Here is a 14634-nt window from a genome sequence, read left to right as displayed (position 1 = left end):
CATGCAGCGGCGTTTTGTGATAGAAGCAGTATTAGTAGCAACGTATGGGCATCTTCTCGTACCGAGCCGGCCTATAGATTATGTCGTTCCCTATTCATCGATTGCCGAATTATACGAGATGAGAGACGGAGTCGATCCGGTGATGGACGATCCGGATGATGACGGACACGTTAAAGCGAAGATCAACGAGCTGATCGCTTTCTTCGAGGATCCGCTTAACCGCAAGAAGATCGAGAAGGCAATGCAGGTGCCATGGCGCGAGAGCTCTCCGTTGCTTCTGAACGATATGATTCAGTTTACGGTTGTGCATGGCGTAGACAATGCGCACTATGGAGAGACGTTCGATCCGATTGAAACCGAGCTGTTGCTTACAGGCATGAAGCTCGGCATTCCGCTCTTATCCGATCAATTCGAATTTCAAGACCGGCTGATCGAAGCCGCCGTTCCGGTACAGGTCTATGATATAGAGGATTTCGAGTTTGCGGTAGAGGAAGGCATATCGTCAGAGGATCTGGAGATGTCGAACGAACCATAATGGACCGAACATACGCTAGGGCGGCGCTACCCATATACGGATAGGCGGCCGTCGAGGCGTATTTTTTTGCTTAAACCTCTTGCGCATCGGTTTGCCAAGGTGTTAAGATTTGGATGGGTTAGAAAACAATACTACCGTAAATCAAGGAGAAGGGGGTCATCGTATGTTTAATTGGACTGTTGGCGCGCAAGGCCGTTTCAACGCTTTGGCGAATCCGTTCCGACTAATGGTTCAAACATGCCGACCGGCCTGCCTTCGCAGAGCGGCGACCGTATAGCGAGATCGCTATGCTGCCAGCCGTTAATACGAAGACCGCGAGCCTATCAACGGCTTGCGGTCTTTTTTGTTTCATAAATAGCGGGAAGGGGTTAACGAAATGAAGACGATGATGAGAATTATGGTCTATGTAAGACCGAGCGCCAAGTGGGTCGTTACGGCCATCTCCATTATGGTGTTAGCGACGCTAATCGATTTGGTCGCGCCTTGGATCCTTAGGGAAATATTCGATAAGGGCATCGACAAGGAAAATATGACCGTCGTCTTCTGGCTGACGCTCTCGCTCATCGGCGTGCAAGCCATCAAGAGCGGAGCGATGTTCGTCCAGGGCTATTCGCAGGAGCTTGTCGGGCAAAATGTCGTGTTCCAATTACGCAAGGAGCTGTATGCTCACTTGCAGCGGTTATCGTTCTCTTATTACGACCGCGCGCAGACGGGGCAATTAATGTCCCGCATGACGGGGGATATCGATTCGGTCAAAAACTTCGTCGGCTTCGGAGCGATGAATCTGTTCACGGGTTTGCTGACATTTGTGGGAACGGTCATCTTCATGATGACGATGCAATGGAAGGTTACGCTTATCAGTCTTGTTACGATCCCGCTTATTTTGTTCGTCTTATGGAGATTCAATCATAAAGTAGGCCCGGCTTGGACGAATATTCGTGAGCAGATGGGGCGGTTAACGACGACGCTGCAGGAAAATATTTCAGGCATACGGGTAGTGAAGTCGTTCGCGACCGAGAAGGTCGAGGAACGTAAGTTCGCCGAGCGGAATGAACAGAACTTCGAGACGAATATGGAGCGCGCCAAGCTTGAGGCTCGTGCCTTCCCGCAGATGGGCTTCTACGGCGGACTTACGTTCGTGCTTATGATATGGATCGGCGCCATATTCGTCGTTCGCGATGAGATGACGCTGGGTACGTTCATGGCGTTCCAATGGTACACATGGGGCATTATATGGCCACTTAACATGCTCGGCTGGCAGATCAACATTATGCAGCAGGCAATGAAAGCCGCGCCGCGCGTGTTTGAAGTGCTCGATACAAAGGTCGATATTGCATCGCCAACTAACGGCGTAGATACAGATGGGATGAGCGGCAATGTCGTATTCGATAACGTATCGTTTTATTTCGACGACCAGGATCAGGAAAAAGACAAACCGATATTGGACCGGATATCATTCTCCGTCGCTAAAGGCGAAGTCATCGGCGTGTTAGGCTCTACTGGATCAGGCAAGAGCAGCTTGATCGGACTGCTGTCGAGATTCTACGACGCTGCCAGCGGCCGGGTGCTTATCGACGGAATAGATGTTAAGGATTATGACCTTGATGGGTTACGCAAAAGCATCAGCATCGTGCCGCAGGAAACATTCCTGTTCTCGGCATCCATCCGTGACAACATTGCATACGGCAGTCCGGATGCAACGCAAGAGCAGATCGAGAATGCGGCACGCAAATCACAAATTCACGACTTTATAATCGGTTTGCCGGACGGCTACAATACGCGGATCGGCGAACGAGGCGTCGGGTTATCCGGCGGTCAGCGCCAACGCGTGGCGCTCTCGCGGGCGATCTTAATGGATCCGCCGATCCTCGTCCTAGACGAGGCGACGGCCAGCGTCGACACGGCAACCGAGTCGGCGATTCACGAAGCGCTGCTCGAGGTAATGGAAGGGCGGACGACGTTTATTATCGCACAGAGGCTGTCCTCCATACAGCATGCGGATCGGATTATCGTGCTCGAGAACGGACGCATAGCCGAGGAAGGCACGCATAAGGAATTGAATGATCGGGGAGGCTTCTTCAGCCAGCTCTTCAACCGACAGAAGCAGATCGCTATGCAAAAATAACCATTTTACCTAAGAAACGAGGTGCTGCATGAGTCAAGTCGAATGGGATATGGACGAAGATATCGAGGAAAAGCCGTTTAATATGAAATATATGCGGCGTATGCTGCGCTACTTATACCCGTACCGAAGGCTAATGAGTTTGGTTGTCGTCATTGTTCTGTTCAATATGCTGCTGAGCTTATCCGAGCCGATCATACTCGCTTATATTATCGATAAAGGCATCGGAGATAAGAACTTTGCCGTCATTACGGCGCTTGGGATATCGCTGCTAGGCATCCGTTTGGTCAGCTGGCTGTTCAGCTGGATGCATACGAGATGGATTAACTTTACCGGACAACGGATCTTATTCGATCTGCGACAGCAGTTGTTCAACCATCTCCAGAGTCTGTCGTTCCGGTTCTTCGATGGCCGCCCGGCGGGCAAGATTATGTCGCGGATTACGAATGATACGAACGCCATCGGCGAGCTGATTAACGGCGGCTTGATTACGATGGTGATGGAAGTGACGCACTTGCTCGGCATCGTCATTATTTTGTTCTGGATGGATTGGCAGCTTGCCCTGTTATCGTTCATCATGATGCCGCTTCTGTACGTTATCGTTGCCAAAGTCAGGCCGAAGATCGAAGGCTCATGGTCGCGATCCCGATCAACGATGTCCGCGATCAACGGTAACTTGAACGAGACGATTCAAGGGATCCGAGTCGTTCAGGCGTTCTCGCGCCAAAGCAAAAACAACGACAAGTTTAATGAGATCAATACACGCAACAAAAAAGCTTTCATGCGCGCCATCACGCTTGAATCGACCGTCTATCCGCTTGTCGAAATGATCGGTATGATCGGGACTTGCATCGTCGTATGGTTCGGCGCAATTCGCGTCATCGACGGAGCTTTGTCGCTTGGTTTCATTATGGCTTTCATCAACTATTTATGGAGATTCTGGGGGCCGCTAAGCGCTTTGTCGAAGGTGTACAGTCAATTGCTCTCGGCCATGGCATCGGCGGAACGTATATTCGAGGTGCTGGATACCGACTCCGAAGTGAAAAACAGCAGCAATGCCCGCGAGCTGCCGCCGATAGATGGAGGCGTGGAGTTCGAGCATGTCTCATTCCGGTACGATGACAATAAGCCGAATGTGCTTCACGATGTAAGCTTCAAGGTGAAGCCGGGTCAACGCGTGGCGCTTGTAGGTCCAACGGGAGCAGGCAAAAGCACGATCGTCAATCTGCTCATGCGATTCTATGACGCCACGGACGGCAGCGTTCGAATTGACGGCATGGACGTGAAAAATGCGACGCTTGAGTCGCTGCGCAAGCAAATGGGGATCGTGCTGCAGGATTCGTTCATCTTCGCCGGAACGGTGGAACAAAATATGCGCTACGGCAATGAGGAAGCGACAGACGAGCAGCTTCGCAAAGCGGGGGAGAGCGTTCGGTTAGACAGGGTCGTCGCGCAATTGTCTGACGGTTATGCGACCGAGGTGGAGGAACGCGGATCGAAGCTGTCGGTCGGCCAGCGCCAACTGCTGGCGTTCGGACGGGTATTGCTGTCCGATCCGCGCATTCTCATTCTCGACGAGGCGACTTCGAGCGTCGATACCGAGACGGAGCAGCATATCCAAGAAGCGCTTCAGACGCTGCTCGCAGGCCGGACGGCTTTCATTATCGCGCACCGGCTGTCAACGATTCGGGATGCCGATCTGATTCTCGTCGTACAGGACGGGCGAATCGCCGAGCAAGGCTCGCATGAAGCGCTAATGAAGCAAAGCGGGCTATATGCGAATCTTGTATTGACGCAGTTATCGATGCAGGAATCGGTTATTTTGCAGACGAGTTAGGCGGATTTTACGTTATTCGTTTAAAACAGCAATCATTCATTCTCTTTCGTTCGATCAATGGCAAGGGCCATCGTCTTGTCGGTCAGATGCGCATAGATTTGCGTCGTTTCCGGCGAGGCGTGGCCTAATTGCTCTTGCGTCTTGTAGATATCGTTGCGGAGATAGTAGTCCGTCGCGAACGAATGCCTCAATTTGTGGACTGATAAGTACGGCTTGCCGAAACGTTTGGCGTACTTAATGACCATCTCCTGGATGGCACGCTTCGTCATCCTCGCCCCTTCGTTCTTGCCATTGGCAATCGCCAAAAACAACGCCTTCTCGCGCTTCTGAGCTTTATATCGCGTCTCCCGCAGCATCAAATACGCCTGCAAATCTTCAACCGCCTCTTGGCGAAAATATACCGGCGTCTTAAAGTTGTCGTCGTTGCGTCCTTTACGGTACACATGAGCCAGCTTCTTCTTTACGTCTACATCGTCGACATTCAGATTAACGAGCTCCGATACGCGAAGTCCCGAATGAAGAATAAAGCTAATAATGCATGCATCTCTCGTTTTATTCAGCTCATAAGAGTAAAGCGCTTGTTTATTCGATGCGATATCCGTTTCATATTGCTGCTTCACATAGTGCATAAACTCCGATATTTCCTCCTCTTGCAGCAGCTTGCCTTCCAGCTTGGCCGCCGTATCCTTCGGCTTATGCGTCCGCTTGATCGATACTTTGGCCATCACATTCCGTTTCAATAGAGGGTAAAACTGCTCGTCCTCGGCAATTTGGCTTAAGTAATGAAACAAGGAGCGAAGAGAGGAGAGCTTGCGGGAGATCGTCGTTTTGCTGTTTCTCTCTTCCTTATAGGTAGATAGGAACATGCGGTAGCCGTCAATGCTGTCCATATGCAACTGTTCCAACTCGAGCAGCGTGACATGTCTGACATCGCTTGCCGAGGATAAACCTTCCGCCATCAGCCATCTCAGAAAAGTGTCGTAGTCCCGTATGTATTCAAGCAGAGAGGAGGGGGAGAGGTCTGGCAGCTTATAATTAATGAATTTCTCGATGAACCAGGGCATCGTCGGTATTTTTTTGTCGAGCTCCAGCCGGTCTTTTTGCTTAATGATATTCATTCGCTTGCACCTCATTATTAATGTCGTAAATAATTAGTTTCATTAAGTTTACATAATTATATTTAAGTTAAGTGTTGAAATATGGCTGCACATATTCATTAAAAGCAATCTACCGAACCGAATCTCCTATATTGTAGCAATCACACAGCAAAGTCACAACGCGAACCGGAAATTAAAATAAGGCGCAGCATCCGACGAAGCAGGATGAAGCGCCTTATTGTTCATATAACCCAAAACCGTTGGGGCTCTAAGGTTCAGCCTTCAAAATCGACAAGAAATTATATCAGTAAATGAGAAAAATGAAAACTAGTAAATATATGTAATATATAGATTTGGGTTACATTTAAGTGAGTGCTTATGCTACACTCGAAAAAACCAAACGACCGACGATCGATATGACCATTTGAGAATGTATACGATTCGGCAATGAAGGAGGATATTTATAACGATGAATAAACGATGGATTAATTATAGTATGGCTGTATTGATCGGAATTATGCTGGCATTATCGATTTCGACACCGCAAGCGAATGCGGCTGCTCCTGCAACGTTGAAGTACGGCAGTACGGGTCCGGACGTTCCGGACTTGCAGTACAGACTGAAAACGTTAGGTTATTTCGATAGCTCGGTTACGTTGTTCTTCGGCGAGAATACGTACGACGCTTTGATGAATTTTCAGAAGGATTACAGCATCGAAGTCGACGGAATTGCCGGCAAACAAACGTGGGAGACGCTTAAGAAGGTGTCTGTCAATCAGAAGGAGCTTGATTTGCTTGCCCGCATTATTTATGCGGAATCGCGCGGCGAGCCTTTCAAAGGCCAGATCGCTGTAGGGGCGGTCGTTATGAACCGCGTCGCCTCTTCGAGTTTCCCCAATACGGTACAAGGCGTAATCGAACAGCCTGGCGCATTCACGGCCGTTGACGATGGGCAATACAATTTGAAGCCGGACTCGACAGCATACAAAGCAGCGCTAGAAGCTGTCCGCGGTAACGATCCGACGCAAGACGCGTTGTATTACTTCAACCCGGTTACGGCCACTTCCAAATGGATCTGGTCGCGTCAGCAGACGGTTAAGATTGGTCGGCATATATTCGCAGTTTAAAAAAAGCGGCGTTTTGAGAATTTTAATCTCAAGACGCTTTTTTATTTGTTTCGAACATTACATAAAAATTATTATGTAAACTTATTTACGAACTTCTTGCCGATGTTCGCAAATCGCACTTTATCGGTTATAATGAAAGTAACTCTCATTTTGATATTGAGTTAGTAATCCTACAATTATTATTCGGAGGTGCTTGCAGTGAAAGTGGAAATATGGTCGGATTATGTATGTCCGTTTTGTTATATTGGCAAGAGAAGATTTGAATTGGGGCTTAGCAAGTTCGAACATAATGACAAAATCGAAGTCGTATACCGCAGCTTCGAGCTAGATCCGGGGGCGGATGCAGAATCGGGCAAGAGTACTTATGAAATGCTGTCGAAAAAATACGGCATGACGATCGAACAGGCGAAAGCGAATACGGTTAACGTCGCGCAACAAGCCGCAGAGGTCGGTCTGACGTTCAACTTCGACGGTCAAGTCGAAACGAACACGTTCGACTCGCATCGACTTATGCATTTCGCGGCATCGCAAGGCAAAGACAAGGAGCTCTCGGAACGTCTGTTTAAAGCCCATTTCACGGACAACGACAATGTCGGCAATCGAGAGAAGCTAGCTCAGTTGGCCGCAGAAGTCGGTCTCGATGCAGAAGCGGCGACTAAAGTGCTCGCTTCTGACGTATATGCCGATGCTGTCCGCGGCGAAGAAAACGAAGGCAGCACGCTTGGCATACGAGGCGTGCCATACTACGTATTCGATCGTAAATACGCGGTTTCCGGTGCTCAGGCGCCGGAGACATTCCTTAGTACGCTGAAGAAGGCTTGGGACGAGAAGCACCCGACCCTCATTCAAGTCGATGGCGATGATGATGTATCATGCGCGGATGGCGTCTGCGCACCGGACGCTGGCCGCTCGCAACGAACGGAATGATTACTCCAGATCAGAACGGCAAATGTCAAATCAAGCGGACGGCGGTAGTGCGCCGTCTGCTTTTTGAATGCGCTGAAATCAACTGTGAGGGCAAGATAAGCACGATTCCGCTAAGTAAGCTCGCCTCAGGCATCAAGGTCGGCGATGTTGTCGAATGGTCGGGGCGAATATGGGTATTGCGGCAGATAAAAGCCGGCAGCGAAGATCAATAACGAACAATGGACGGACGTCAAGATTGTTTTGCAATGGCAATCATCTTATAATAGTGAACGTGCTTGTTAAATGGTTTGGGGGGAATAATACATGAGTGCAGAGCAACAGCGCTTGCTCGTCTTCGCCGGTTCCTATTCGGAGGCTGAAGAGAGCGGAGTCTATGTGTATGCTTTTGATGAAGAAGCCGGACAATTAATGTTATTAAATGATTATGAAGGACTTAAAAATCCAACGTTCGTTCAAGTGGATGCAGAGCACAACCGTCTGTTTTCGATTTCGGAGACGACGACGGAAGATGGACGCAAAGTAGGGGAAGCCGTGGCGTATGCCATCGACGGAGCAGCGGGAAAGCTTACGCTGCTTAACCGCGCGATTACGGTCGATTCAACGACATGCCACATTCAGCTGGATGCAAGCAAACGTTTTGCAACGGTTACAAGCTATCATGGCGGAATGATTGGCCTTCATGCGATTAAGGAGGATGGTAGGATCGGGGAGAAGCTCGACGTTGCGCAGCATTCAGGCAGCAGCGTTCATCCTGAGCGCCAAGATCGTCCGCATCCGCATTCCTCGTTCTATAGCCCGGATGGCAATTATTTGCTCGTTCAAGATTTAGGCTTGGACAAAATCTTCACTTACACGGTCGACAAGCAAGCCGGCAAGCTGAATCGCGTGGCGGAAGTTTCTCTTCATCCCGGAGCCGGACCACGTCATCTGACCTTCCATCCGAGCGGCAGCTTCGCGTATGTCATTAACGAGGTGGATTCGACCGTTACTGCGTTTGCGTTCGACGCAGCTTCCGGTCGGTTATCGACGATCGAGACGGTTTCGACATTGCCTGAAGGCTTTGAAGGCGACAATTCTTGCGCTGAAATCGCGATTAGCAAGGATGGCAAATTCGTATATGGATCCAATCGCGGACATGACAGTATCGTTGTGTATGCAGTCGATGAACAAGCGGGCAAGTTGACGACCATCCAGCATATATCCGTTCAGGGCGGGCATCCGCGTCATTTTGCACTGACGCCAAACGGACGATATCTTCTCGTTGCAAACCGCGACACAAACAATATCGCGACATTCGCAGTGGATGAAGCAAGCGGCAAGCTTACATTTACTGGACAAAGCGTAACGGTATCGAAGCCGGTATGCGTACAACCCGTGTATATAACCGTATAAAGAGCAATGAAATGAAAAAGGGGACCACAGCAGCGTGACAACTAGCGATGATCCAAAACCGAAGCTAAAACCGACGAAAATATGGAAATGCAAAAACAGCGACTGCAAAGCATGGGTACGCGATGAATTCGCGGCTGAATCCGAACAAGCATGCCCGATCTGCAAAGGACCGATGCTGCGAAGCATGAGACATCTGCCGGCCGTGCAGAACAAAGCGAAGCCGCAGCCGCGAAAGCCTAAATCCGACTTTTAAATCAACCATACAAACCGGAAAGCCCAGCCCCTTCTCGAAGGGGACTGGGTTTTCTTCTTACTAGAGCATCCATTCTGTGGTAGGATGTAAGTAATCTTTCGTGAATAAGGACGGTACAACGTCATGTTATTTTATTTTGCCGCGTTGCTGCTGGCTGCGATCATCGTATTGCTGAACAATCGAAACAGCGAAACGAGTCGCTGGACATCGTTTTTCCTATTTTTTGCGTCTATAGGAGGCACTTCGGATTGGCTTATCGAGCAAGACGCTCTGGCTGCGGCCAGACTTGTTCAGCTATTGAACTATACAATAACGCCTTATGGCGTGCTTATATTCAGTTTATTGTATGCGGACAAGCTGCAGACGAGAAGAAAACGCAATTATGCGAAGACGTTCCTGCTTATTCCTTCCATGATCATCGCTATTCTCGAATACAGCTTGCCGAATCGCAGCATTTTTTACATCGTGTTGCTCTTATGCAGCGCACCTTATTATTTAGCGTCCTGCTATATGCTTATTACGTCGTTCTGGCAAGAGACGGATGCGCGCATGAAGCGGAATCGGTTCATATCGATGCTCATCATCGTACCGCCCTTGCTCGGCGTTCTTATCTTTATTTACGTTGCTAAAGTGATCTATCCGGCGTTCGATTTCTTCCAGTATATATCGGTTTTTATGATCTATTCATTTGCGCTGGCGTTGCTCTGCACCTTTCTTTACGGGGTGCTCGGCGTTAGGCTTAAGTTCGTGCAGGATCCGCTCCAAAGCACGATGCAGGCTGTCAGCTCGGGTACGGCGCTCCTGAACCATACCATCAAAAACGAGATTGGCAAGATTGCAATAAGCACCGAAAATTTGAAAAGCATCTATAGCGACACCGACGTGGCCAACGAGCAATCGCAGCAGCATATGCAAATTATCGAAAATGCAACCGAACATATGCTGGGCATGGTCTCGCGCATTCATAACCAAATGAAGCCGATCGTGCTGCAGGAGCAATCGTACCGGCTCGATAAGCTGATGGATCAATGTATCGCCCATCACGTCGGCTTGTTTCAGAAATATAACGTGGAAGTTGCAACCAGTTATGTGGTCAAGCCAGTCATTGTATGCGATCCGATCCACTTGTCCGAAGCGATAAGCAACATTCTAACGAATGCATGCGACGCAATGGCTGCGGAAGAAAAGGGAAAGTTAAGCATCCGATTGGAGGCTGTAAAACGCGCAGTCGTGCTGACAATTCAAGACAGCGGGCATGGCATTCCCCAGGAGCACCTTGCGCGAGTATTCGATCCTTTCTACAGCAGCGGCAAATCAGGTAAAAACTTCGGTCTTGGCTTATCTTACGTCTATAACGTAATGGCGAAAAGCGGCGGCAACGTGAAGCTATCTAACGGTGACAAAGGCGGGCTAACGGTTTCGTTTTATTTTCCGCGGCATAAAGTTGTTCGAATTCAATAAAACGCAGGCATCCGACAGGCATGCCGGGAGGCTATGAAATGAATCATATCAAAGTGTTTGTCGTGGAGGACGATCCGGACTGGATCAAAGCGATCACTTCGTATTTGAACCGTGAAGAGGATATACTCGTCGTCGGTGCAGCTACGAACGCCGATGAGGCGATACGCGGAGCGCAGACGACGCAGATCGATATTCTACTTATGGACATACAACTGGCTGGCAGCAAGCTCGACGGCATTCAGACTGCGATGGAGCTGCATGGGCTAACCTCGGCTAAAATTATAATGTTAACGTCGTTAAATGACGAGCAATCGATGACGAAAGCTTTTACGGCCGGAGCGATTCATTATTTGGAGAAAACGCAGTTCAAAGAACTGCCGCAGGCAATAAGGAACGCCCATCTCTATCCTGCTCCGATGGAGGCGCTCCTTAAGGAGTTCGCCAGGCTGAAGCGCGAAGAGCAGCTCAAGGACTTGACACCGGCCGAGAGAGAAGTGTACGAGCTCATAGAGGCCGGACATACGCAGAGCCAGATCGAGCAGAAGTTATTCAAAGCGGAGAGCACGCTCAAAAATCAAGTGAACAAAATGCTCAAGAAATTCGGCGTCAAAAGCAGCAAGGAAGCGATCGAGAAGGTGAAGAAACGCGGTCTGTTCGACCGGTCGGAAGGCGGCAACGATTAAGGGGTACTACGAATCGTAGTACCCCTTCTCCATTCGTACTACAAAAGTTAGGACTGCCGAAATTACAGCGTCAGCGTTACGATTAGAGCAACCAGAGAGGGATGAAGGACATGAGGGCAAACAAGCGGAAACAACCGATGATTATGCTCGTTGACGGACATTGCCATCTATGCAACGGCATTACGAAGTTCGTCATTAAGCGAGACAAGGCGGCCAAATTTCAATTCGCGTCGCTTCAATCGCAGATCGGACAACAACTGCTTGCAGAAGGCGGTCTCCCGCTCCATGACTTGGATACGTTCGTATTCATATGCAGCGGGCGCTATTATACGAAATCCGGTGCGGCGCTAAGAGTATTTCGTCAGTTGAACGGCTTGTGGCCGCTGCTCTACCCGTTCATAATCGTACCCGCGCCTTTCCGGAATGCCGTATACGATTTCATCGCGAGCAATCGCTATCGTTGGTTTGGAAGATCGGATAGCTGCCTGCTTCCGAACGCTTCCTTACGTGAACGATTCCTCGACGAATAACGATTAACGTTGATGAGGAGTGAATGTGGTGAAGGCGAAGCCGATCTATGTAGAGCTTCATATCGAAGCGCCGCTTGACGAGGTATGGGAACATACCCAACAGCCAGAGTTGCATCAGCAATGGGACCTGCGTTTCTCTGAAATAGCATATTTGCCCCGCGAACAAGGGGAGCCCGAACAGCATTTCTTTTATCGGACGCGAATCGGCTTCGGCCTTCAGATTGAAGGGACGGGCATTACGACGAGCAAAGAGAACGGGAGGAAGGAGGAGCTTCTATCCACGCTTTCCTTCTCCTCGGAGCAGGCTGTTTCGCTTATCCGCCATGGCGGAGGCTATTGGAGCTATAAGCCGGAAGGCAACACCGTCAAGTTCGTCACGCAGTATGATTACAAAACCCGCTTCGGCTGGATAGGAAAGCTATTCGACCGCTTCGTGTTCAGGCCGTTGTTCGGTTTTGCGACGGCATGGAGCTTCGATAGACTGCGCATATGGCTGGAACATCGTGTACCGCCATCTGTTATTGCCGACAGAGCGCTAATGCATTATGCGAGCGTGGGAGTCTTGCTGCTGCTATGGCTCTATATGGGCCTGATCCCGAAACTTATTTATACAGAGACAAGCGGAGAGCTCACCATTATGCAGCAGACGGGCATGTTCGTCGGTTATGAGAGTCCGATGATCAGATTGATCGGTGTCCTGGAGATTATTTTCGGCATTATTACAGCATTATGTCATCGAACCGTATGGTCACCTCTTTCGCAAGCGTGTGTTTTGCTCTTGTTGACCGTTCCGGTTTGCATCGTTTACCCCGAGTTATTGCAATCCCCCTTTAATCCGGTCACGGCAGCCGTGCCGATGCTTGCATTATGCTTCGCGTCATCTAAGACTCGAGCTCTATTGCCTAATGCATCAAGATGCATCAGGAAACTTCCGAATACTAAGCCAAATGGGGGGAATGGTCGATGACTTCCATCTATGAGCAAGCGCTAGGGGCAGAATTCGCCAAGCTTCATCCGCGCATTCAGCAGCGGTTCGGGTTCAGCAGCTCGGATCGGATTGCATCGATCGGGCATGGCGTCATGGAGCGCGTCTGGTATTCAAAGTGGGCGCTGCTGCCGTTATTTCTTGGCACTTTTCGACACATTATGTTTCCGAACGGCGGCAATAACATTCCGTTCACGATTGAGAACTACGCGTATATCGATTCTTCCGGAAGAGAAACGATTACTTGGATTCGCAAGTTCGAGTTCCCGGGAATCGTCCGCCATTTCGATGCGACGATGGTATTCAGCAAGCGCCGCCAAGCGATCGTCGATTATCTCGGCAATAAACAGCATCTCGCCGTCGATCTCGACCTGTCGGTTGCACCGAACGGCGGACTGCGCATCTGCTCCGGGGAGCAGCGGTTCTACGAAGGGAAGCTGCAGTTTGTTTTTCCGAGACTGCTGACGGGCTGCGCAGACGTATGCGAATGGTATGACGACGAGCGGGATTGCTATAAAATATCGGTATGCGTCAGCAATAAGCTGCTAGGAACGGTATTTCGCTATCAAGGTTCATTCCAGGCATCGTTTATCCCCGCCGAAGAAGAAACGATACCGATCGGCATTAAGCCATTACGAAGCGAGAGCCGGGAATAGCCTCATATATCGGAGAGAAGGTGCCTTTTCTATAATCCTCTTTTGTCATGCTCCTATCAAACGTTGTATAATGGCTATAGACTAGACATGATTCGGCCCCCGGCAGCCTTAGATTGCACGGCCGTTGCCATAAACGAATGGAGCATAACAGTGATGAAGAGGTTCAAGAAGTTTTATATCGAAACGACAAGCATTTGTAACCTTTCGTGTACGTTCTGCCCTCCCACGCAGCGCGCGAAAGGTTTTTTGCAGGTGGAAGATTTCAAGAAGACGCTCGATCAAATCAAGCCGCATACCGACTATATCTATTTCCATGTGAAAGGCGAGCCGCTGCTTCATCCGAAGATCGAGGAACTGCTTGATATTAGCCATGAGAAGGGCTTCAAGGTCAATATTACGACGAACGGAACGCTTATCAAGAAAGCAAAGCCCAAGATCATCAATAAGCCGGCGCTGCGTCAGATGAATTTCTCCTTGCATAGCTTCGACGGCCATCCCGGTTCGACGGATAAGGAAGGTTACCTCGCGGAAATATTAAGTTTCGTGAAAGAAGCGGTAGCGAGCAGCGACATCATCATTTCGTTCCGGCTCTGGAATCTCGATATGGACAACGAGACCAATTTGCAGAAGATGCGTAACCGCGAGCTGCTGGCCATGATCGAGAAAGCGTTCGATCTCGATTACCGTATCGACGAGCAATTCATCCCCGGCACGGGCGTGAAGATCGCGGAACGGATCTATCTGAACCAGGATCCCGAATTCGATTGGCCGGACTTGAACGCGCCCGAGGACGATGGGAAAGGGTTCTGTTATGCGCTGCGCAACCAAGCGGGCGTACTCATTGACGGAACGGTCATCCCGTGCTGCCTTGACGGCGAAGGCGTCATTAACTTGGGCAATATTCACGAGGGCCATTTCTCGGATATCGTGGAGAGCGAGCGGGCAACGAAGCTGTATGACGGCTTCTCGCGGCGGGAAGCCGTAGAAGAGCTGTGCCGCAAGTGCGGTTATCGCAAACGGTTCGGATAAC

Annotated in this window: 15 protein-coding genes; 14 read left to right on the top strand and 1 reads right to left on the bottom strand. The window is 49.8% G+C overall.

What is annotated here, in order from left to right; all coding sequences use genetic code 11:
* The first annotated feature begins 1 nt into the window (after window position 1).
* The 3 genes from J2T14_RS00625 (at window position 2) to J2T14_RS00615 (ending at window position 4494) form a co-directional block, all read left to right on the top strand.
* On the top strand, window positions 2-535 hold the full coding sequence (locus J2T14_RS00625; protein ID WP_307466752.1) for an ADP-heptose synthase: 534 nt from the start codon (window positions 2-4) through the stop codon (window positions 533-535).
* A gap of 376 nt (window positions 536-911) precedes the next feature.
* Window positions 912-2660, top strand: a complete 1749-nt coding sequence (locus J2T14_RS00620) for an ABC transporter ATP-binding protein (RefSeq protein ID WP_307466750.1) — start codon at window positions 912-914, stop codon at window positions 2658-2660.
* 28 nt (window positions 2661-2688) lie between these two features.
* On the top strand, window positions 2689-4494 hold the full coding sequence (locus J2T14_RS00615; protein WP_307466748.1) for an ABC transporter ATP-binding protein: 1806 nt from the start codon (window positions 2689-2691) through the stop codon (window positions 4492-4494).
* Window positions 4495-4526: 32 nt separating this feature from the next.
* Here the strand turns inward: J2T14_RS00615 and xerS are convergent, their stop codons facing one another.
* Window positions 4527-5612 carry a tyrosine recombinase XerS gene (gene xerS / locus J2T14_RS00610; protein ID WP_307466744.1) on the bottom strand — a complete coding sequence of 362 codons (1086 nt, stop codon included), beginning with the start codon at window positions 5610-5612 and terminating at the stop codon, window positions 4527-4529.
* Between the two features lie 448 nt (window positions 5613-6060).
* Here xerS and sleB point away from each other — a divergent pair, with 448 nt between their 5' ends.
* From sleB to J2T14_RS00555, 11 genes are all read left to right on the top strand, one after another.
* Window positions 6061-6717 carry a spore cortex-lytic enzyme gene (gene sleB / locus J2T14_RS00605; protein ID WP_307466740.1) on the top strand — a complete coding sequence of 219 codons (657 nt, stop codon included), beginning with the start codon at window positions 6061-6063 and terminating at the stop codon, window positions 6715-6717.
* 198 nt (window positions 6718-6915) lie between these two features.
* On the top strand, window positions 6916-7644 hold the full coding sequence (locus J2T14_RS00600) for a DsbA family oxidoreductase (protein ID WP_307466737.1): 729 nt from the start codon (window positions 6916-6918) through the stop codon (window positions 7642-7644).
* Complete coding sequence (locus tag J2T14_RS00595; protein WP_307466734.1) at window positions 7590-7856, top strand: hypothetical protein; 267 nt, start codon at window positions 7590-7592, stop codon at window positions 7854-7856. The genes J2T14_RS00600 and J2T14_RS00595 overlap by 55 nt, the downstream gene beginning before the upstream one ends.
* A gap of 91 nt (window positions 7857-7947) precedes the next feature.
* Window positions 7948-9036 carry a lactonase family protein gene (locus J2T14_RS00590; RefSeq protein WP_307466732.1) on the top strand — a complete coding sequence of 363 codons (1089 nt, stop codon included), beginning with the start codon at window positions 7948-7950 and terminating at the stop codon, window positions 9034-9036.
* A gap of 34 nt (window positions 9037-9070) precedes the next feature.
* Window positions 9071-9289, top strand: a complete 219-nt coding sequence (locus J2T14_RS00585) for a cold-inducible protein YdjO-related protein (RefSeq protein ID WP_307466729.1) — start codon at window positions 9071-9073, stop codon at window positions 9287-9289.
* Window positions 9290-9412: 123 nt separating this feature from the next.
* Window positions 9413-10750, top strand: coding sequence for a sensor histidine kinase (locus J2T14_RS00580; RefSeq protein WP_307466727.1), 1338 nt, complete (start codon window positions 9413-9415; stop codon window positions 10748-10750).
* Between the two features lie 38 nt (window positions 10751-10788).
* Complete coding sequence (locus tag J2T14_RS00575) at window positions 10789-11433, top strand: response regulator transcription factor (protein WP_307201189.1); 645 nt, start codon at window positions 10789-10791, stop codon at window positions 11431-11433.
* Window positions 11434-11543: 110 nt separating this feature from the next.
* On the top strand, window positions 11544-11963 hold the full coding sequence (locus J2T14_RS00570; protein WP_307466724.1) for a thiol-disulfide oxidoreductase DCC family protein: 420 nt from the start codon (window positions 11544-11546) through the stop codon (window positions 11961-11963).
* Between the two features lie 25 nt (window positions 11964-11988).
* Complete coding sequence (locus J2T14_RS00565; protein ID WP_307466722.1) at window positions 11989-12930, top strand: DoxX-like family protein; 942 nt, start codon at window positions 11989-11991, stop codon at window positions 12928-12930.
* Window positions 12927-13604, top strand: a complete 678-nt coding sequence (locus J2T14_RS00560) for a DUF4166 domain-containing protein (protein ID WP_307466720.1) — start codon at window positions 12927-12929, stop codon at window positions 13602-13604. The genes J2T14_RS00565 and J2T14_RS00560 overlap by 4 nt, the downstream gene beginning before the upstream one ends.
* A gap of 153 nt (window positions 13605-13757) precedes the next feature.
* Window positions 13758-14633 (top strand): radical SAM/SPASM domain-containing protein, encoded by an 876-nt coding sequence (locus J2T14_RS00555; RefSeq protein ID WP_307466717.1) that lies wholly within the window; start codon window positions 13758-13760, stop codon window positions 14631-14633.
* Window position 14634: the final 1 nt, after the last annotated feature.

Origin of the sequence: Paenibacillus harenae, assembly GCF_030812415.1 — a bacterium.
Taxonomy (GTDB): Bacteria; Bacillota; Bacilli; order Paenibacillales; family Paenibacillaceae; genus Pristimantibacillus; species Pristimantibacillus harenae_A.
The sequence above is the reverse complement of the archived record's forward strand: the minus strand, read 5'-3'. Positions and strand labels throughout refer to the sequence as shown.

Coding starts and splice junctions, on each gene's coding strand:
- J2T14_RS00625 (WP_307466752.1), top strand. CDS start 2: ATGCAGCGGCGTTTTGTGATAGAAGCAGTATTAGTAGCAACGTATGGG.
- J2T14_RS00620 (WP_307466750.1), top strand. CDS start 912: ATGAAGACGATGATGAGAATTATGGTCTATGTAAGACCGAGCGCCAAG.
- J2T14_RS00615 (WP_307466748.1), top strand. CDS start 2,689: ATGAGTCAAGTCGAATGGGATATGGACGAAGATATCGAGGAAAAGCCG.
- xerS (WP_307466744.1), bottom strand. CDS start 5,612: ATGAATATCATTAAGCAAAAAGACCGGCTGGAGCTCGACAAAAAAATA.
- sleB (WP_307466740.1), top strand. CDS start 6,061: ATGAATAAACGATGGATTAATTATAGTATGGCTGTATTGATCGGAATT.
- J2T14_RS00595 (WP_307466734.1), top strand. CDS start 7,590: ATGCGCGGATGGCGTCTGCGCACCGGACGCTGGCCGCTCGCAACGAAC.
- J2T14_RS00590 (WP_307466732.1), top strand. CDS start 7,948: ATGAGTGCAGAGCAACAGCGCTTGCTCGTCTTCGCCGGTTCCTATTCG.
- J2T14_RS00580 (WP_307466727.1), top strand. CDS start 9,413: ATGTTATTTTATTTTGCCGCGTTGCTGCTGGCTGCGATCATCGTATTG.
- J2T14_RS00575 (WP_307201189.1), top strand. CDS start 10,789: ATGAATCATATCAAAGTGTTTGTCGTGGAGGACGATCCGGACTGGATC.
- J2T14_RS00570 (WP_307466724.1), top strand. CDS start 11,544: ATGAGGGCAAACAAGCGGAAACAACCGATGATTATGCTCGTTGACGGA.
- J2T14_RS00560 (WP_307466720.1), top strand. CDS start 12,927: ATGACTTCCATCTATGAGCAAGCGCTAGGGGCAGAATTCGCCAAGCTT.
- J2T14_RS00555 (WP_307466717.1), top strand. CDS start 13,758: ATGAAGAGGTTCAAGAAGTTTTATATCGAAACGACAAGCATTTGTAAC.